This is a genomic window from Terriglobia bacterium (assembly GCA_020072645.1).
Classification (GTDB): domain Bacteria; phylum Acidobacteriota; class Terriglobia; order Terriglobales; family Acidobacteriaceae; genus Angelobacter.
Window position 1 is genome coordinate 96,422 of the sequence record JAIQGK010000011.1, and the last position, 18,856, is coordinate 115,277.

Consider the following 18,856-nt stretch of genomic DNA (forward strand, 5'->3'; position numbering starts at 1 on the left):
GAGTATGTACCACGCATGACCACGCGAAAGATCCGTGACACGGTTAGCATGTTCGGAGTAGTTGTTCTTTCCGCGGCTGCCCTCTATTTCGCCATGGCTGCCGCAAAATATCCGTCTGTTTTTTCCATTGCATACATCGCGTGTTTTCTGCTCATCCTTCTTAAAAGGAGGTTGGACAAGGAATCATTGAGCATCCCTCGCTGGCAACGTTTTTATTTATCTTTGTTGTTCTTTCTGCTGGCCCTTTTTTACCTCGTTAAAGCACTCATGAATCCTTTGAATGGCTGGCTAGCTGGCCGCCTGTGGATATTTGGCACTGGCTGGCTCGCTCTTGCGGTATTCGAACTGTACCTTTTCTATCAGAACGAAACGACACAGGAGTTGCAATGAGTCCTCCGCCGCAGCCGGGTCTGGCGCGCGAAGTCAATCTGCGCGAAGCCACGGCGCTCAACATCATTGACATGATCGGAGTGGGGCCATTTGTTACGATCCCACTCATTATTCATGCTATGCATGGCCCGCAAGCGATGCTGGGTTGGGTGCTGGGCGCGGGGCTGGCCATGTGTGACGGTCTGGTCTGGGCGGAACTCGGCGCATCCATGCCGCAGGCGGGTGGATCATATCAATATCTAAAAGAAAGCTACGGCGCAAAACGGCTCGGCCGCCTGATGTCATTCCTCTTCGTCTGGCAGCTGATCTTCAGTGCGCCGCTCTCTATTGCTTCCGGCTGTCTGGGAATTGCGCGCTACGCAGAATTTGTTTGGCCGTCTCTTGCGCACGTGGTCGCCGATCACACAGTTTCATTGGGATTGGGGCCGATGGGCGCTTTGGAATTTCGCCTCTTTATTACTCATGGCACGTTTGTTGCGATGGGAAGTTGTCTGCTCGCGTTATGGCTTCTGTATCGTCGCGTATCAGTCATTGGACAGCTTGCTCGTTATCTTTCCGTGGGCGTGCTCGGCGCAATCCTGTTGGTGATCGTGGCCGGCTTGAGCCACTTTAATAGCGCGCGCGCTTTCACGTTTGCCCCCGGCGCGTTTAATTTCTCTTCCGGCTTTATCACCGGCCTGGGCGCGGCCATGCTGTTGGCTACTTATGATTACTGGGGCTATTACAACGTGTGTTTTCTGGGAGCGGAGATCAAGCGCCCGGAGCGCAACATTCCCCGTGCCATCCTGCTTTCCATTGTGATTGTCGGCGCACTCTATCTGGTGATGAACATCAGCATATTGGGCGTGCTGCCATGGCAGGAGTTGGACCAGATAGGCGCCAATGAAGCGCGTTATTACATCGCCTCCACGCTGCTGCAACGCACATTTGGGACGTGGTGGGGAATGTTCGGCACGTTCCTCATCATGTGGACGGCGTTCGCTTCCGTTTTTTCGCTCATGCTTGGCTATTCGCGCGTGCCTTACGCCGCCGCTGAAGATGGCAACTTCTTTCGGGCCTATGCCAAGCTGCATCCCAAACATCATTTTCCGCACCGCTCATTGCTGACACTGGGATTGGTTACCACCGTATTCTGCATGCTGCGCCTGCAGGACCTGATCGCGGCGCTGGTGGTGATCCGCATTATGGTGCAATTTCTTATGCAGGTATTCGGGCTCCTGCTGTTGCGCTCGCGACATCCGGAATTCCCGCGTCCTTTCCGCATGTATCTTTATCCCATTCCCGCGTTGCTGGCAGCGCTGGGCTTTGTCTATATCCTTTACGCCCGTCCCAATCTGAAAGAAATTCGCTTTGGCGCGGCAATCGCCTTTGTTGGGATCATTCTCTTCCTGGTGCGTTCCTGGCAGCGCAAGGAATGGCCGTTTTCCGGGCAGCCTGCTCACGATCCTGTGGGAGAAGCAGTCCAATGATTTGTCATGTCCGCCAGCCCCACGAGGCCCGCTATACCCATGGAAAGTCCGGTTTCAGTTCAGCCTGTAGCGATCCATGATTCCGTTCTCTCGCCTCTGCGTGAGCCGCTCTTCCGCAGCCTGTGGATTGCCGCCGTGATTTCTTACACCGGAAGCTGGATGCAGAACGTGGCCACCGGTTGGCTCATGACTTCGCTCACAAGTTCTCCAATGTGGGTTGCCCTGGTGCAGGTAGCCGTTAGTTTGCCGGTGCTGTTGATCGCGTTGCCGGCCGGCGCGCTGGCGGATATTTTTGATCGCCGCAAGTTCCTGCTTTTTACCCAGGCGTCCATGGTGGCGGCCGCTACCGTTTTGGGAATCATGACGCTCACGGGAACCGTGACACCGCAAATTCTCCTGGTCTTTACTTTCCTGCTGGGCGTGGGCGCGGTGATGAACGATCCTGCATGGCAAGCACTCACTCCCGACCTTGTTCCACCAAACCAACTTGCATCTGCGGTGGCGCTCAACTCTGCGGGCTTCAATATCGCCCGCGCCATTGGTCCCGCGCTGGGTGGTTTGTTAATTGCCACCATCTGTTGCGGCACTACCGGATCAGGCTGGGCTTTTCTGCTCAACGCGGTTTCATTCTTTGGCGTGATTCTATTTCTCTATCACTGGAAGCCCGCACAAGCGAAGCCGCGCAATGGGGCCGCCACGTTCATGGGAGAAATCGGCATCGGGTTGCGTTACGCACGGCGGGATCCGCGTATTCGCACCGTGCTGGTGCGCACGCTGCTGTTTTCCATTTTTGCCAGCGTGTTCTGGGCATTGCTTCCGCTGATTGCCAGCAAGTTTGGCGCGGAAGGCTTTGGCGCAATGCTGGCTTTCTTTGGACTGGGCGCGCTCGGCGGGACGGGAGTTCTTGCCGTCGCGAGGCGGCTGCTCTCGCCCGATGCAGTCATCGCCTACGCAACATTAGTTTTTGCCGTTGCGCTTTGTGGGCTGGTGCGTTCGCCTTCGCTCGCAGTCGCATCGGCATTTTCCGCGGCAGCAGGGTTGGCATGGATCAGTATTCTCGCGACGCTGAACCTCGCCGCACAGACGGCCGCTCCGCACTGGGTTCGGGCGCGCGTAATTTCAATGTACGTGCTGGTCCTGCAGGGCGGATTGGCTTTGGGCAGCGCGGTTTGGGGAGCTGTGGCGTCCAGCGCGGGAGTGCACTTCACGCTTACTTTCGCGGCCATTGCTCTGACTGCCGGCTTGCTGCTCTCGCCGTGGTATCGTTTACAGCAATCCACCAATGCATAAATGAGAGAAAGAGGAGAACAACATGAAACATCTTAGAATTTTCTGTTTGCTCGCGCTGGCCTGCTTTGCCATGAGCGCGTTTGCGCAGGCGGCCAAACCGGCAGCTAAGCCCAATGCACAGGCCAAGAAGACTGCGCCTCCAACCATCGCATCCGTTGTTGACCAGGAAATCAGCAACCTCGAAAGAGAATTTGTGGGCGCGGCAGAGGCTATGCCCGACGACAAGTTCAATTTCACTCCCATCACCCTCAACATCCCCGGCAGTGAATATAAGACCGTGAAGACGTTTGCCGAGGAGGTAAGGCACGTAGCCGCCACCAACTATCTGCTGTGGGGCGCGATTACCGGCGACAAGTCGCCAATCGAGTCCAAGGAAGACAACGGCCCTTCCGAGCTAAAGACGAAAGCCGAGATTGTGAAGTATTTGAAAGACTCTTTCGCGGTTGGGCACAAAGCGGCGAAGTCTTTAACCGCGGAAAATGTGATTGCCCAGGTTCCCAGCCCGTTTGGACAAGGACAGACAACGAAGCTCTTCTGCGCCACGTTTGCCGTGGGCCACGCCTTTGATCACTATGGGCAGATGGTGGAATACCTGCGCATGAACGGCATCATTCCGCCAGCCAGCCGGGGTGGCAACTAAGTCTCTTAACCACAAAGGACGGGAACACGAAGGTAGGTGCGCTAAAAGATATTTTTAGTGACCGTGTTTACGAATGCCAAACAGCCCGATGAAATCGGGAGATTTAAAGTTTGATATTTCAAATCTAAATTCGGGCGCCGCGCGTACTAAAGTTGCCCCTTTGTGTTGCTTCGGGTCCTTTGTGGTTTCTGCTTTGGTAGCACAGAGGCCAAGCCCGTGATATCTTTCTTCGTCGCTTGAGATTGCATATATGAGGAGTTTCAAAATGAAACAGATGAGAGTGTTTTGTCTTCTGGCTATCATGATCTTTGCCGTGAGCGCGTTTGCCCAAGGCGGAACAAAGCCAGCCGCCCCTGCTGCCTCACCTGCGCCGCAAGCGCAAGCCACACCCGCGCCTATTACCAGTCTCTCCGCGTTAGTCGACCGCCAGGTAAGCCAATACGAGAAGAACGTAGTGGACGCAGCGGAAGCCATGCCGGCGGACAAGTTTGACTTCACTCCGGCCAGCCTGAATATTCCTAACGCCACTTACAAAGACGTCCGCACCTTCGCTCAGCTGATAAAGCACACAGCCGCAGCCAACTATTTCTTCTGGAGCCGCGTGACCGGAGAAAAGATGCCGGAAAACATCAAGGGTGGAAATGGCCCCGATGAGCTGAAAACCAAAGCCGAGATCATCCAATTCCTGAAAGACTCGTTTGCTGTGGGACATCGGGCCGCCAAAATGATCACACCGCAAAATGCGCTTGACCAGGTGCCCTCTTTCCGGGGCACACAGCCGCGGCTGCTCGTAGCTTCGGGAGCGGTCATTCATGACGCCGACGAATACGGCCAGATGGTCGAATACCTGCGCATGAATGGAATTGTTCCGCCGGCGAGCCGGGGCAACTAAAGACTTAACCACAGATAGCACAGAGGAACACGGAGGTAGGTAACGGGGCCTCCGTGTTTTCTCGTTTTCTGGCAGAGCAATTTCTACTTTGAACTCTCTTCGTACACGCGGATTTGCTGGTTGATCCCCTGCATCTCGCTTCTGGAAATAAGAGGATGGCCAGTGCAAAAATCCTGCGGGGCATAGAGGTTGAATACATTCAAGCTGGGCGCGTAAGCATTGGAATCTTTCTCGGCCAAACTCTTTCCTACAGCGAGGACGTAGTCGTGCAAGATTCTCCGTGCTTCCGGATAAAACTGTTTCCTATAAGAAGAATCGTTGCGATCAAACGCCGCTGGAAACTCACTTTGGACTTTCATCGCTGTCAGCTGGTCGACTACTCTCTCGGACACCCAGAAGTCAGGTTGCAGCATTCTTTCTGACAGCAAATCAATGGCTAGAGAGTTGTGTTTGGACTGAATAATTCCATCGTAGAGGATATAACGGTAATAATCCCAGCCGATGTTGGCTCCATCATAACGTCGAACGATTTCAGCAAGAGACTCCTCGGTATCCAAGAGTTTCATCTTTTCAGCGGCCTCTTGCATCTCGCCTTCCAGATTTATGCGTTCACCGATTCCCTCGGTACCCATCTGACTCATGGCCAATTTGTCCCATCCGTGAGAAACATATTTTGCTTCTGCTTTTTCGAACTGTTCGATTGCTGCCGCAAGAGTCTCCCTGGACCATAGAGGGTCTTCGACGACTTCGATTTCAAGAATGTTGGACGTGAGAGTGATCGGGGAATTCAGTTGCTCCGCTGTAGGCGCCAAAACCACGTTTGCGGCCTTTGTCTGAAGAAAGTAGTGTCCAGGTTGAGTGATCTGGAATTGACGCGTCAAATTGAACGGAATCTTTATCGGAGAAGATGAAAGTCGCGACTGTGTATCACAATCGGCGCAGCCGCTCCCGATCCCACCACCAACACCACCACAGTTCGCATGCATAATGGATTCAACGCTGCGCACGCCTTCATCCAGGACCCGATCGATTACACCATGGTTCGGTTCAATGGTCATTTGGGCGGCGTGGCCGTTGACTTTCTTTGGCTGGCTGAGGAGAAGATATTTATCTGGCACTTCGGCGGAGTAGGCTTCTTCCAATTCAATGATCTCGCCTAAATGAAATATGAGTCGGCCATCTTTAGTGGCAAGCTGGTAATGCAGGTCTGGCGGCTGGTACTCTCTCGCGTTCGCTGCCTTGTCAGCCTGTGCCATTGCAGGCAAAGACAGCAAAAGGAACAATACAGCGCAAAGGACAAAGGTTGGAGTTGGCTTCATTCGAGTCAGATCATTCCAGCAAATTTCTGCAGAGATTGAGCGATTGTTTGTCGCCGCTTCATGCTTTAGACACCAACAGCAGCTTCTCAGGTCCTGTTCAAACGCACTACGGCAAAGCTGGCATTTGACGGATCAGATCAGCTCCTTTCTGGATCAATGCCATTCATCCGCAGGTATTCAATCATTTGCCCATAGATATCCCACGGGTGCGCGATAGCCGCGGTCACAATGGAAAGACGAGGTGCCCGGCCGCCTCCAGGCAGCTCCACCACCCCCATAAGATTGTGTTCGTTGACCGTGGCCATTGCCTTGTGCAGATAGACAAACGATTCCCGCAAAAACTGCACCACGTCGGCCTTGCTGCGAAGCGAATCGGGGCCATTGTTGTGCGGGCCGGGTTCGATCGGCACTGTTTCTCGCAGCAAGGCGGCGCCCATCTGGTAGTTTGCGACTGCGATGTGCGTTGCTAATTTAGCAAACGTGCGGACGCCCTTGAACTCGCCGCGGGTAGGCACAAAGTTATAACGACAATCGGGCATTTTCTCTGCCAGCGCCAAGGTCGCTCGTTCAGACCCGTCAACGGACCTATTAAAGACTTCTTCCACCGAGATTGGCGGCGTACTCTTTCTCACCTGGCCAAATACTAGAGCGGTGCAGTCTAGCAGCATCAGGCATTCCATTCGCGCAAACGTCATAGCTGTCTCCGTACATGGTGCCAAAGGCAGAACGCGACAGCAGATTGGACTTGCGGGCAAACTGTGTAGTGTTTTTAGTTCCAAATCTATGGCTTCCTGGAGAAAGTAAGCCTGCAAAGCCTTTCCTGTTAACCATCCCGATACTTAGACCTTTCTGATTGGGAATTAAGCTGCTACGCTAAGGTGCTCTGGAAGATCGCGCCGCTCGAAAAATTGGCCGACTCCTTTTTTACTAGCAGGCCTCCGCTGCTCGCTTCCCAGGTCCTGGCCGAACTGGGTCCCGTGCTCACGGGTGAGCGAGACCTTTCCCAGACCGCCAATGGCGCGCTGGAAGTGGTAATGGCGGCAATACGGGCCGGCTCAGGCGCGCTATTTCGCTTCCAGGAAAAACCGGCCATGCTGGCGTCCATCGCGGCGCAAGGCTTTGTCGTGTTCCCCCAAACCGCCGTCTTCCCACTGCTTTCCAAGCATGTGCATGCCCTGACCAACGTCACCGGGCCACAAAGAATTTCGCGCGAGCGCTGTGACACCTTCTTAAGTTCCACGGGAAATATCTCCAGCGTATGGTTCCGGTGCATTGCGCCGTTGAAGGTCCATGGCAAGTTGATTGGCGCGCTGCTGCTGGGCGAGCGTGAAGCCGGAGCGGAGTACACGCCGGAGGTGCTGAAGCAGATTGGCGACCTGGCCCCGTTTATCGCGCTGGCCATGTACAACCACCAGTTAATGATGTCACTGGAAGAGCGTACGGCCGACAATCTGAAATTGATCGCTTCTGTCCACTCTTTCTGGGACGACGCTTTGGCAGCTTTTGCCGCAACGATTGATGTGAAAGCCGTACAGATGCACGGCCATTCTTTGCGCGTGGGCCGCTACGCGGCAGGCATAGCGGAATCACTGGGCATGAGCGCCGCTGAGGCCAGCGAGATGCGCGCCGCCGGCTACCTGCACAACATTGGCATGGTGACGGTGGATAAACACCTACTGAGCAAACCCGGCGCGCTGGAGCCCGGCGAATTCCAGGAAATGGCAGACCACACCGTGCAGGGCCATCGCATTGTTTCCACTGTGCAGTTCCCGTGGCCCAAGATCCCTGAAGTAGTGCGCTCACATCATGAACGCGCCGATGGCTCCGGCTATCCTGATCGCCTTCATAATGACGAAGTTTCATTGCCGGTAAAGATCGTGGCGGTGGCGGACACATTTGACGCCATGTTGAGCGAGCGCCCGTATCGCAAGAAGCTTGCCCTGGGTGAGGCTGCCGCGCAATTGAGCTGGCTGGCGCCGGCCAAGCTGGATGGCGAAGTTGTTCAAGCTCTGCTGGTGCAACTGCGTCGCGATGCTGTAAGCCATGTCTCGCCGCCGCGCCCGTGGGCGTCGGCCGGGGAAACCCGCACACGGAAGATGTTTCTTGACCCCAGTGTGGCCTGCAACATTTCGCCTCCGGATATCGATCACATGGTTTCCGAGCTGCATCGCCGCATGACGCGCGGGCGGGTAACGCTGTCGTAGTTTTCTGTAATCCCGAGCGAAGCGAGGGAACCCTACCCTCATAAAAATTGTTTCCCCTGACGATGTGAGCATGTAATTTATTGTTCTTAGGTTATATGCGTTCATGAGTGATAGATTTTGCAGACTATAGGGTCCCCCTCCTCTTCGGCAAGCTCAGGGTCGGGATTTTAGAAAAACCGCATGACGCGCGGGCGGGTCACCCTGTCGTAATCTTTCTTTCTTCACAACTTTTGCTTACCGTAGGGTTAATATTTCCTGACTAAGAAGAGTTCCTGGAGCATCTATGCCCGCTGCGCGCAAGCAATTGATTCTGCTGGGCCTCATTGTGCTGATCTCCACCGCTGTGCTGTTTGCCGGCGACAAGAAATCCAAAGCAAAACATGCTGATTCCGTCGCTGCGGCGCCTATGGAAGACGACAAGCGCATCGTCCACGCGCTCAACCGTTTTACCTTTGGCGTGCGTCCCGCCGATGTTGAACGCGTGCGGGCTGAAGGGCTGGAAAAATGGTTTGACGAACAGCTGCATCCGGAAAAAATTGATGATGCCGCGCTGGAATCGCGGCTGGAGCCTTTCCGTACGCTGAAGATGAGCACCAAGGAGATGGTGGAAAATTTCCCTCCGCCACCGGTGCTGAAAGCGATTGAGAACGGGCGCATGTCCATGCCGCGCGATCCCGCAAAGAAAGCGGTTTATGAGTCGCGCATGGCAGCCTATCAGCAGCGCCAGCAGAATAAACAAGACAAAGTCGCCATGGGCAATGCCGCTGTGGGCGATCCTGAAATGTCCGCGGCGAAAGCACAACCGGCCATAGTTACACAAAGCGTTGGCGATCAAAAAGACGCATCACAGGATATGTCCGCTGGCAATGAGCCTTTGCCCACCGCAGATCAGCGCAAGCGTGAAGACGCGATGTATGCCGACCTGGATACAGATCGTCTATTAAAGTTGCCGCCTGACGACCGTTATAAAGCCATCCTGAAAATGCCAGTCGAAGAACGCCTGGATCTGGCCAAGACTTACAAAGGCCCGCGCGCCATGCAGCTAGTGGATGACATGAAGCCAGAGCAGCGCGAGACCGTGGAAGCGATGATCCAGCCACAGGCAGTGCTGGGCGAACTAGCTGAAGCTAAGCTGCTGCGTGCCATCTACAGCAACCGCCAGCTTGACGAGGTGATGACGGATTTCTGGTTCAACCACTTCAACGTCTTCATCGGTAAAGGGCCGGACCGCTACATGGTGAGCGCTTATGAGCGTGACGTGATCCGTCCGCACGCGCTGGGTAAATTCAAAGATATTCTGGCCGCGACAGCAAAGAGTCCCGCCATGCTTTTTTATCTGGACAACTGGCAGAGCGTGGGACCGAATTCTGAGCTCGCGCTATATGGCCCCGGACGTTTCCGGGGACCTCGCGGGCGTTTTGCGCGGCCAAGGCCGCAAGCGAAGAACCGTCCAAGCGGACTGAACGAAAATTACGCGCGTGAAATCATGGAACTGCACACGCTTGGCGTGGATGGCGGCTATACGCAAAAAGACGTTACGGAACTGGCCAAGGTGCTTACAGGGTGGACCATTGAGCGGCCGCAGTTGGGCGGCGAATTTAAATTTAATGAGCGTGCGCATGAGCCCGGGCCTAAATATGTCCTGGGACGCAAGATCGGCGAGAGCGGTGAAAAAGAAGGCGAGGAGATGCTGGACGTGCTGGCACATCATCCTTCGACGGCCAAATTTATTTCGCGCAAGCTGGCGATGCGGTTTGTTTCCGACAATCCGCCGCAAGCCCTGGTGGACCGCATGGCGGAAACGTTTTTGAAGAAGGATGGGGACATACGCGAAGTGTTGCGCACCATGTTCCACTCGCCTGAATTCTGGGCCGCCGATGCCTACCGCGCCAAGATGAAAACGCCGTTTGAGTTTGTGGCCTCCGCGGCGCGCGCCTCCGGCGCGGACATCCAGAATGCGCTCCCACTTGTTGCCATCCTCAATCGCATGGGCATGCCGCTCTATGCGATGCAGCCGCCCACGGGTTATTCCATGAAGGCGGAAACGTGGGTCAACTCGTCAGCGCTGTTGAACCGCATGAACTTTGCGCTGCAACTTGCCTCAGGCAGGCTGCCGGGAACATCGCTCGATCCGCAAGCCCTGATCCCCGGCCCTGCACCGGCTGATCCACAATCGGCGCTCGCATTACTGGAGCAATCAATACTTGCGGGTGATGTTTCGTCGCAGACCCATGCAGTGATACAGAAACAGTTGGGCGATCCGCAGATTTCCCAGCGCAAACTGGACGACGCGGATAAGAGATCAAACTATGGCGCGATTGCCGGGCTGATTATGGGCTCGCCAGAATTTCAGAGAAGGTAAGCAGTTAGCCATTAGCAATAGCCGTTAGCTTTTGTTTTTTCGATAGGTGCAGGATTGGCTAAAGGCAAGCAGGAGCAAGCACGATTAGCTGAAGGCAAGCAGAACAGAACTGGCTAAAGTCTAAGGGCCAAAGGCTGATATCCCAAAGCCGAAAGCTGAGGAGCAACGTCATGTCGATCACTCGTAGAGTTTTTTTGAAGAACGGCGCGCTGGCCATTGTGGGCACCAGCGTTGTGCCCGGTTTCCTTACGCGCGCAGTGTATGCCGCGGAAACCGCTGCTCCGGGCGCAAAGCGCCTGATCGTGCTCTTTCAGCGCGGCGCGGCTGACGGCTTGAACATCGTGGTGCCTTATGGCGAACAGGCGTATTACAACATGCGCCCGAGCATCGCTATTCCTCGGCAAAGCGTGCTCGACCTCGACGGCTTCTTCGGTTTGCATCCGTCGATGTCCGCATTCAAGCCGCTGTGGGACCAAAAGCATCTCGCCATCGTGCATGCGGCGGGCTCGCCGGACAACACACGCTCGCATTTTGATGCGCAGGATTACATGGAATCAGGCACTCCCGGGGTAAAGTCCACTGAAGACGGCTGGCTGAATCGGGCGATTGCAGGCGTGAAGGAGGCTGATGCATCTCCTTTCCGTGCCGTGGCCATGGGCGGCGCGCTTCCGCGCACGCTCAGCGGCTCGGTCCCGGCAGTCGCCATGGATAACATTCGCGCATTTGCCGTGGGCGGACGTGGGCCGAAAGCCAGCGTGGCCAGCAATACTTTTGAAGCCATGTATGAGCAGTCCGTCGATTCAGTGTTGCATGGCACGGGCAACGAGACATTTGAAGCGGTAAAGATGCTGCGCTCTGCCGATCCGGAAAAATATTCGCCCGCCGCCGGCGCAAACTATCCCAACGGCCGCTTTGGTGACAGCCTTCGCCAGGTAGCGCAACTGGTCAAAGCGAATCTGGGCGTTGAGGTGGCATTCGCCGACATCGGAGGATGGGACCACCATGTAAATGAAGGCAACGTGCAAGGACAGATCGCCAATCTTACGCGCGAATTTTCGCAGTCGATTGCCGCGCTGTGGACCGACTTGGGAGACCTTGCGGAAGGCACAGTAATCGTCACGATGTCAGAGTTCGGACGCACGGCGCGTGAAAATGGAAATCGCGGCACCGACCACGGTCACGCCAATGTGATGTTTGTTCTTGGCGGCCCGGTAAAAGGCGGCAGGATCTATGGCCGCTGGCCCGGCCTGCAGCAAGAACAACTTTATGAAGAGCGCGATTTGGCCGTAACGACAGACTTCCGGCAGATTCTCAGTGAAGCCGTGGCTAACCATCTTGGCAATAAGAATCTAACCAAAGTATTTCCGGGCTTCGATAAGAGCACGCCGAAAGATTTCCTGAAGTATCTGGGATAGTCTTTTCCTTATCAGCGGAGCGGCGTGAAGCTGGCAATGCGAACGAGCAAGTTCAGCCGGCCTTGATCCGACGGCCTGTCTCCTCAAAGTCTGGCCGCGGACCTTTCCAGCAAAGTCCTCGACCGACTCAAACACCGGGCGATCGACAGCTGGGCGACTTCTAGCTTAAGTCTCGTAACTTCTGTAGTTTGCGCCGCTACAAACACTATTTCTACCTAAAGTACATGGCCCAACTTTGCATTTGCAGTGTCCTTGCGGCAATTGACGCTCCTTTGAGGTCAAAGTAACTTCTAGATATCTCCCCACAGGCTTTAACAGCTTTCTCTTTACAAAATGTAGTTAAACCATTTCGGCTCGACGAATCGCAAGGAGAGAACCTGGTGCGTATCAGCAAATCTCAGGGCGGCTTTAGCTTGACCGAACTTCTGGTCACAGTGGCAATTCTTATGGCTGGCGGGGCCGTGGCGGTCATGAACGTTGCGGGCGCGGTGCGGGGTTCGCACGTGGAAACCGCTTACCAGAACACGTTGGACCAGCTGCGCTTTGCGCGTCAGGTTGCCATTGACAAGCGGACTGTTTGCCGTGTGGATTTTACAGCTCCCGGCACAATATCGGTCACGCAAGCATTTGCCGATGGTACTCCGGTGCAGACGGAAACCATCACCTTGCCGCCGGATGTCCAGTACACAATTGTGGCGGGAATGCCAACTCCGCCCACGCCTACACCGGACAATCTTGGCAACGGGAATGTCGCAATCGATTTTGACCGGGCCGCTGGTGGAAGCGGCACCACAATTTTTTTCCAGCCTGATGGCTCCGCATTAGACGCAGCCGGCCGGACGAATGACGGCGTAATCTATGTCGCTCGGCCTAATGAATTGACGGGGGCACGCGCGATCACGCTCCTGGGCACCACCGGCCGTATTCGTGGCTGGAGACTGGGACCGAAGCCGGGTGGAGGTGTGATATGGGAGTAAGCCGCAAGGCCCGTCAAGAGCGGGGCTTCACCCTGATGGAAGCAATGGTTGCCGCCATTGTGCTGGCCACGGGACTTCTCAGCGTGCTCTCTCTGTTCGCGTATTCGTTGAGCAATCTGCAGATGTCACAAGAAGATTTGGTTGCCCGGGCGAAGGCCAAAGAAGGACTAGAAAGCGTTTTCAGCGCGCGCGATTCGGCGCAGATTGACTTCAGCCAGATCAACAACAAGGCCAATGGCGGCATATTCCTGGATGATTTTGCGCCGATCTACGATCCGCCGGGAGCCGACGGGATCGCCAACACGGACGATGACAGCAACAGCGCCGGCTCGCAGATCGACGCGATCATGCTTCCTGGCCCGGACGGCATCCTGGGGACGGTGGATGATATTCGCCAGCCGTTGAACAACTTCCAGCGCCGCATCATCTTGTCCCCGGTCTTTCTCACTGGAACGACTACGGTGAACAACAACTTGCGGCTGATCACCGTCACGGTGAAGTACACGGTCCCGCAGTACGGGACAAGGCAATACCAGATCAGCGCTTATATCTCCAAGTACCGTTAGGAAGCAGATCATGAGCAAAATAAAAAAAGGCCAACAAGGTTTGTCGCTGATGGAAGCGCTCGTGGCGATGCTGGTGGCAAGCATCGTTCTCGCCGCTGGAAGCAGCTTGGTTATCAAGGCGCTTCAGATCACAGATCTGGTCACGGTGCGCTCTGAAATGCAGCAGGATGGCCGCGCGGCAATCAACAGCATCCTTAAAGATCTCAGCCTATCGGGAACCGGAATGCCCGTCGGCGGTGTTCAGCTGCCCACCGGCGCCAACTCCACGAAATCACTGTTGGCTTGTGCGGGAGGAGTTTGCTTCCTCAGGAATCACTTCTTCCCAGGGAACCACATGTATCCCGTGCTGCCCGACCCAAATGACGGCAACGTTCAGCAAGGCACGCCGGATGCCCTCACAACTGTTTATCTTGACCGGACTTTAAACCTGGGTACGGCTTCCAACATCACGCCCGCAGGATCGCAGATTGATCTCGCGAACGTTGCCGGCGTCAATATCGGCGATCTGATTATTCTCAGCAATGTGCATGGCAGCGCCATCGGCATGGTGACCAATGTGCTCGCCAACAGCAACACTCTGGTGTTCGGCAATTCTGATCCGCTCAACATCAATCAGCCCAACGCAGCCAATGGAAATATTGCCGCGCTGCAGGACCCGGGTCCGGGGAACAAATATCCGCCAACAACAGCTGCCCGAATTCTTGTGATCAGCTATTACCTGCAACAAAATGCCGGCCCGGATGGCACCTTTGGCAATGACGATGACAACTGGCAACTCATGCGACAGGTCAACGGCCAGCAGCCGGTCCCAGTCATGGATGGCGTAGAAAATCTGCAGGTCACGTATGACGTGTATGACGATACGGCAAACAACTCGTCGAGCACATTGATCACTAACAGCAAGACCGCAAATGGCACGCCGGGTCTCGTTCGAAAAGTAAATGTCGTGCTGAATCTGCGTTCAACGCGCAAGGTGGGACCAACGAAATCCTTGAGTCATCTTACTTTGGCCGCAGCCGTAAGTCCGCGGAACTTGAGTTTTCGCGACCGGTACAAGTGAGTTCGTTTACAAGTCAGGAGCAGGTATGGTGATGTCTGGAAAAACTCGTGAAAAGGGCTTTGCTTTAATCGGCGTGCTGCTGTTTCTCGTCCTGCTTTCAGCCATGGCGATAACCCTGTCATACACCGTGCGGACGGAAAAGCGCATTGGCGGCTCTGACCAGGAAGGTAACCTGGCATATTACGATGCGGAAGCCGGCATGGAAAAAATGACGGCTGATCTGGGAGCGCTCTACGAGAAAACCAAATCACCGTCAGCCGCCACCATCGCTGGTCTAGGCAATGATAAGCCAGTCCTCCCCGACGTTGGGTACAAGTACGTTTTCAACGTGGTGGCGAATGCTGACGGCAGCCCGCAAAGCCACGTTCAGACCATCAGCGCAGGCGACTTTGCCGGCCTTTCCGCGCAGATCATACCCATCAACCTGGATGTGACTGCAACGCGCGTTTCCGGCGCCCAGGCGCACATGACGCGCGACGTTGAAGTGGCGCAGATTCCCGTATTTCAGTTTGGCGTTTTTTCAGATAGTGACCTGAGTTATTTTGCCGGACCGAATTTTGATTTCGGCGGACGTGTCCACACCAACGGCGACCTTTACCTGGCAGAGGGAAACGGTTCGACGCTTACTTTCCATGACAAGCTTACAGCCCATGGGGAAGTCATTCGTCAAACACTGGTAAACGGCCTGACGACGAGCGGAAACTATACCGGAACAGTCGACGTGCCGACCGCGCCCAACGGTTGCGGCACTCCCACAAATTCCTGTCGTCCGCTGGCCGTGACTGAGGGCAGCCTGGTTGGCGGCAAGGGCAGTTCTCCCACGTCGGGATGGGACACGTTTTCGCAGAGCACGTACTTCGGCAATCTGGTTCACCACGCCGCGCAATTGACTTTGCCGTTTGTGGCTGATGGCGCGCCCATTGAGATCATCCGTGAACCGTTGCCGGGTGAAGATCCAACCGGCAATCTGGGCTCCTCACGTTTGTACTCGCAGGCGCAAATCAGGGTACTGTTTGCTGATACAGCAGCAGACCTGCCCGGTGGAGCAGAGGCGGGCGATCTTTCACTGGATACACCCAATACGTGTTTTGCCGCTGGCTGCATTGGCGCGGCCAATGACACAGTAGACAATCACTGGAAGCGTCCTGCTGGAGCCACTGGCGATTGGTCCATTCTGGGCGGATGGGTTCGTGTGGAGTTTCGCAAGGCAGACGGCACCTACCAGAACGTTACCCAGGAATGGCTCGACCTCGGCTTTTCGCGCGGACTGCAGACCCCTGATTCCGAACATGGCCGGGCGAACACAGAGAACCCCAACGCCATCATGATTCTGCAACAGCGCAGAGAAAACCCTGGCAGTTCCAGGGGAACCTTGCTGACAACAGGGCCTACGAAATACTGGTGGGCACCGTTGAATTTCTATGATACGCGTGAAGGTGAGCGCCGCGAAAATCCACTCACGGGAACCACGTGCTCTGTTGGCGGAATTATGACCTCCACTGAGATCGACGTGGGCAACCTCAAAAAATGGCTGGTCGGCACGATAGGAACGAACGGTAAGAGCGTGGAATCCGCGAGCCAGAACGGATACATCCTGTATTATTCGGACCATCGCGGCATGCTGGCTGATCCTGATCCCACGGCAACCATTACCGTCAAACATGGCGACTATGGCTATGAGGATTTCATTAATCCCAGCAGCGGCACGGGCGCTTCCAATAGCTCTCTTGATGCCGGCGAAGATGTAAACGGCGACGGCAAGCTGCAGACCTATGGCGCCGGGAACCTTGGCAATGCTTTTGCGGTATCGAATGGCGATCCCACCGCGGCGCTGGATTGCTCCACCGTGGGCCGCATGAATCGTGTGAGCGGCGCGCGCCACGCCATTGTGATTGAAAACGGCACACTGGGGAACCTGCCCATTAACTTTCTCGCCAACGCCGGCGGGTTTACCGTCGCCAGTGAAGAACCTGCTTATATTCTGGGTAACTACAACGCGAGCGATGCCGCCGGTTTCGGCGATCCGCATGCATCGTCAGCGGTCATCGCGGATACAGTGACTCTGCTTTCAAAGAACTGGAGCAATGAGCAGAGCATGTTCAATCCGCGCACCGCGGCGGGAACCGCAAGTTGTCCAGCCACCGCTTCTTTGGCCAGTCCAGCCGGCAACGGAACGGGCAGGCAGGCCTGCACAACGTCATATCGAGTGGCAATCGCCTCCGGAAAGAGTATTCCGTTCCCGCGTCCTTCCGGCGCCGGTAACGATTTTGGCACCGATGGCGGCGTCCACAACTTTCTGCGCTACCTGGAAGAATGGGGCGGCCAGACTTCAAACTATGAGGGTTCGCTCGTGAGCCTCTATTTCTCGCAATACGGTGTGGGCGCGTTTAAATGCTGCAACATGGTCTATAACCCGCCGGGCCGTAATTACTCTTTCGACCTTGACTTCACGGATCCCAGCAAGATGCCTCCGGGAACGCCGCGATTTATTGACGTGGTGAACGTTGACATGGTGCAGGACCTGAAGCCCCGGTAAAAGCTACTCGGGCGGTTACTTGAGCCCCACTGAGAAATGCGTGTGGCCGTAAGTGCCGGTCATTCTGATCGGCACTTCCGCGCCCGCGCCTTTTTTCTTTTTCTTGTAAAAAGGATCAAGTATTTTCAGGAAGATTGATTTCGCTCCGGTAGAGGCCTGTGAAACGGTCGCGAGCATGCGCATTTTGCCTCCTAGGGCAATGCGCTTATTGAGCAGATTGTACGTGCCTTTCATATCAGCCTCAGCGCCGGGCACGGCGAAGGAGACGGGTGAAAACGTCGCCACCCCGTCTTTCATTACTACGTCACCTTTCAGGTCAGTGAGCACACGCTCAAAACCATTTTCGTCGTCGTCCTGGTCGTAATCCTTCTGTTTGTCTTTTTTCCCTTCAGCACGTTCACTCAGTTGGTCAACATCTTTCTGCGTATTCGTGGACGTGAAGCGCGCACGGGCGATGCTGAAATTTCCATTCAGGCGCACCCGCTCTTTGAACGGCCTGTGCTCCGGTGGAAGCACAGCGTGAGTTTGGAATACAACCGGGCCAACAAGAGGTGAAGTCCTGGCGTCAGAGAAGAGAAGTATCAAGTCCTGAATCTCTCCCTGGCCGTGAGTCACGTCAAGGGTGACGATCTTTGGCTTGCCGGAAACGCTGCCATGGGCGAGCAAATTGGTGTTGCCCAGTCTGGCCTCAAGCGAAGGCAGAAACAGATCGCCATTTTTCATGTCGAGCACGCCACGAAATTGGGTACTCAGGTGAAACGGATGTCCGCTCTCTTTCACTTCAAAGTCCGGTGTGTCCGTCATTCCGGCCAAGTTTAACTTTTCCAGATTGCCTGAGAATTCACCGCGTGAAGAAACAATTCCGCCCAGCGCCTTGAAAACGCCAAGATCGGCCCGGGTCAGCACGTATTTACCTGAAATTGCCGTGCTGCGCACCGTTCCTTTTTGGTCTCTCCATGGACCTATGGAGCCGCTGGATTCCACTTCTCCCGGCGGCACGGGAAGACGCAGTGACACCTGGAAGGGAACTGCGTTGCGTCCTCCAATCTCATGGAAAAGGGCATGATGAATCTGGAAGACGAGTTTGTTCTCGCCGTTCTGGCCGGTCGCCAGTTCAAGCAGAGCGTTGTCCGCGCGAAGCTCTTCAATAATGGTCTGATCGTTGCCTGAGCTCTCTTCACTGTGCAGGTTTGCACCCTCATGGGGCACGTGGATGCGCAGACCATCGGCAATGATTCTTCTAATCCTTCCCGGCTTGCTCAACAGCCCGGAGAAGGTGCTTTCAATGGTTAGCTTGCGGATCGTAATGATGGGTTCGGACGGCTTTTGTCCCGGGGCGGAAGTTTTCTGCCGAAATACAACGTCCTCAGCAACACATCCTGGGAAAGGGAAATACGTGCTGTGGAACCCGCGCATCTCCACCTGCGCGGACGATGCGCGCTCCAGCCGTTTGGTCATGGCTTCTCTGGTAAACGGCCACTTCATGGCCATGATGATGAGGAATGCAACCGCGCAAATTGAAACAGCCAACAGAATCCAGCGAAATTTTTGAGCAGGCGCTCTCGTCGCTGTGGTTTTTTCAGGAAGTGCGACTTCTGTGGACGGCATGGCTATCTACTTGGATGCGGAATTTCAGGAGCACTCGAGCAGCCGCTCTCGTTTTCCACTCACCTAAAGCGCTGACTCAACATTTAGGCATTTACTGCTTGCGGCTGCTCGATTGAAAGCGCAGTGGA

The 18,856-nt window shown here is 55.3% G+C and carries 15 protein-coding genes; 12 read left to right on the plus strand and 3 right to left on the minus strand.

What is annotated here, in order from left to right; genetic code table 11:
* The first annotated feature begins 15 nt into the window (after window positions 1-15).
* The 5 genes from LAO76_15950 (at window position 16) to LAO76_15970 (ending at window position 4,681) form a co-directional block, all read left to right on the plus strand.
* Window positions 16-390, plus strand: a complete 375-nt coding sequence (locus LAO76_15950) for a hypothetical protein (GenBank protein ID MBZ5492422.1) — start codon at window positions 16-18, stop codon at window positions 388-390.
* A complete protein-coding gene (locus tag LAO76_15955) occupies window positions 387-1,859 on the plus strand; it encodes an APC family permease (protein MBZ5492423.1) in 1,473 nt (490 codons plus the stop codon). The genes LAO76_15950 and LAO76_15955 overlap by 4 nt, the downstream gene beginning before the upstream one ends.
* A gap of 39 nt (window positions 1,860-1,898) precedes the next feature.
* Window positions 1,899-3,149, plus strand: a complete 1,251-nt coding sequence (locus LAO76_15960; GenBank protein ID MBZ5492424.1) for an MFS transporter — start codon at window positions 1,899-1,901, stop codon at window positions 3,147-3,149.
* A 22-nt stretch (window positions 3,150-3,171) separates the two neighbouring features.
* Window positions 3,172-3,789 carry a DinB family protein gene (locus tag LAO76_15965; protein ID MBZ5492425.1) on the plus strand — a complete coding sequence of 206 codons (618 nt, stop codon included), beginning with the start codon at window positions 3,172-3,174 and terminating at the stop codon, window positions 3,787-3,789.
* A 265-nt stretch (window positions 3,790-4,054) separates the two neighbouring features.
* Window positions 4,055-4,681, plus strand: a complete 627-nt coding sequence (locus tag LAO76_15970; GenBank protein MBZ5492426.1) for a DinB family protein — start codon at window positions 4,055-4,057, stop codon at window positions 4,679-4,681.
* Between the two features lie 83 nt (window positions 4,682-4,764).
* Here the strand turns inward: LAO76_15970 and LAO76_15975 are convergent, their stop codons facing one another.
* Window positions 4,765-6,000, minus strand: coding sequence for a hypothetical protein (locus LAO76_15975; protein MBZ5492427.1), 1,236 nt, complete (start codon window positions 5,998-6,000; stop codon window positions 4,765-4,767).
* Window positions 6,001-6,137: 137 nt separating this feature from the next.
* The gene (locus tag LAO76_15980; protein MBZ5492428.1) at window positions 6,138-6,695 is read right to left on the minus strand and encodes a DinB family protein; all 558 of its coding nucleotides are present in this window, start codon (window positions 6,693-6,695) and stop codon (window positions 6,138-6,140) included.
* Window positions 6,696-6,878: 183 nt separating this feature from the next.
* On the opposite strand from LAO76_15980, the gene LAO76_15985 reads away from it, so the two are divergent.
* From LAO76_15985 to LAO76_16015, 7 genes are all read left to right on the plus strand, one after another.
* Window positions 6,879-8,204 (plus strand): HD domain-containing protein, encoded by a 1,326-nt coding sequence (locus tag LAO76_15985; GenBank protein ID MBZ5492429.1) that lies wholly within the window; start codon window positions 6,879-6,881, stop codon window positions 8,202-8,204.
* 283 nt (window positions 8,205-8,487) lie between these two features.
* Window positions 8,488-10,566 carry a DUF1800 domain-containing protein gene (locus tag LAO76_15990; protein MBZ5492430.1) on the plus strand — a complete coding sequence of 693 codons (2,079 nt, stop codon included), beginning with the start codon at window positions 8,488-8,490 and terminating at the stop codon, window positions 10,564-10,566.
* 170 nt (window positions 10,567-10,736) lie between these two features.
* Window positions 10,737-11,981, plus strand: coding sequence for a DUF1501 domain-containing protein (locus tag LAO76_15995; GenBank protein MBZ5492431.1), 1,245 nt, complete (start codon window positions 10,737-10,739; stop codon window positions 11,979-11,981).
* Between the two features lie 380 nt (window positions 11,982-12,361).
* Window positions 12,362-12,958, plus strand: a complete 597-nt coding sequence (locus LAO76_16000) for a prepilin-type N-terminal cleavage/methylation domain-containing protein (GenBank protein MBZ5492432.1) — start codon at window positions 12,362-12,364, stop codon at window positions 12,956-12,958.
* Window positions 12,949-13,524: a prepilin-type N-terminal cleavage/methylation domain-containing protein gene (locus LAO76_16005; GenBank protein MBZ5492433.1), complete on the plus strand. Its 576-nt coding sequence runs from the start codon at window positions 12,949-12,951 to the stop codon at window positions 13,522-13,524. The genes LAO76_16000 and LAO76_16005 overlap by 10 nt, the downstream gene beginning before the upstream one ends.
* A gap of 10 nt (window positions 13,525-13,534) precedes the next feature.
* Window positions 13,535-14,584 carry a prepilin-type N-terminal cleavage/methylation domain-containing protein gene (locus tag LAO76_16010; protein MBZ5492434.1) on the plus strand — a complete coding sequence of 350 codons (1,050 nt, stop codon included), beginning with the start codon at window positions 13,535-13,537 and terminating at the stop codon, window positions 14,582-14,584.
* A gap of 31 nt (window positions 14,585-14,615) precedes the next feature.
* Window positions 14,616-17,120, plus strand: coding sequence for a hypothetical protein (locus LAO76_16015; protein ID MBZ5492435.1), 2,505 nt, complete (start codon window positions 14,616-14,618; stop codon window positions 17,118-17,120).
* 15 nt (window positions 17,121-17,135) lie between these two features.
* Here the strand turns inward: LAO76_16015 and LAO76_16020 are convergent, their stop codons facing one another.
* A complete protein-coding gene (locus LAO76_16020; protein ID MBZ5492436.1) occupies window positions 17,136-18,728 on the minus strand; it encodes an AsmA-like C-terminal region-containing protein in 1,593 nt (530 codons plus the stop codon).
* Window positions 18,729-18,856 lie beyond the last annotated feature (128 nt).

What these genes read in the sequence shown, in the direction of transcription:
- LAO76_15960 (MBZ5492424.1), top strand. Translation starts at nt 1,899, where the DNA reads ATGGAAAGTCCGGTTTCAGTTCAGCCTGTAGCGATCCATGATTCCGTT.
- LAO76_15955 (MBZ5492423.1), top strand. Translation starts at nt 387, where the DNA reads ATGAGTCCTCCGCCGCAGCCGGGTCTGGCGCGCGAAGTCAATCTGCGC.
- LAO76_15980 (MBZ5492428.1), bottom strand. Translation starts at nt 6,695, where the DNA reads ATGACGTTTGCGCGAATGGAATGCCTGATGCTGCTAGACTGCACCGCT.
- LAO76_15970 (MBZ5492426.1), top strand. Translation starts at nt 4,055, where the DNA reads ATGAAACAGATGAGAGTGTTTTGTCTTCTGGCTATCATGATCTTTGCC.
- LAO76_16015 (MBZ5492435.1), top strand. Translation starts at nt 14,616, where the DNA reads ATGTCTGGAAAAACTCGTGAAAAGGGCTTTGCTTTAATCGGCGTGCTG.
- LAO76_16005 (MBZ5492433.1), top strand. Translation starts at nt 12,949, where the DNA reads ATGGGAGTAAGCCGCAAGGCCCGTCAAGAGCGGGGCTTCACCCTGATG.
- LAO76_15975 (MBZ5492427.1), bottom strand. Translation starts at nt 6,000, where the DNA reads ATGAAGCCAACTCCAACCTTTGTCCTTTGCGCTGTATTGTTCCTTTTG.
- LAO76_15990 (MBZ5492430.1), top strand. Translation starts at nt 8,488, where the DNA reads ATGCCCGCTGCGCGCAAGCAATTGATTCTGCTGGGCCTCATTGTGCTG.
- LAO76_15995 (MBZ5492431.1), top strand. Translation starts at nt 10,737, where the DNA reads ATGTCGATCACTCGTAGAGTTTTTTTGAAGAACGGCGCGCTGGCCATT.
- LAO76_15950 (MBZ5492422.1), top strand. Translation starts at nt 16, where the DNA reads ATGACCACGCGAAAGATCCGTGACACGGTTAGCATGTTCGGAGTAGTT.
- LAO76_15965 (MBZ5492425.1), top strand. Translation starts at nt 3,172, where the DNA reads ATGAAACATCTTAGAATTTTCTGTTTGCTCGCGCTGGCCTGCTTTGCC.
- LAO76_16010 (MBZ5492434.1), top strand. Translation starts at nt 13,535, where the DNA reads ATGAGCAAAATAAAAAAAGGCCAACAAGGTTTGTCGCTGATGGAAGCG.
- LAO76_16020 (MBZ5492436.1), bottom strand. Translation starts at nt 18,728, where the DNA reads ATGCCGTCCACAGAAGTCGCACTTCCTGAAAAAACCACAGCGACGAGA.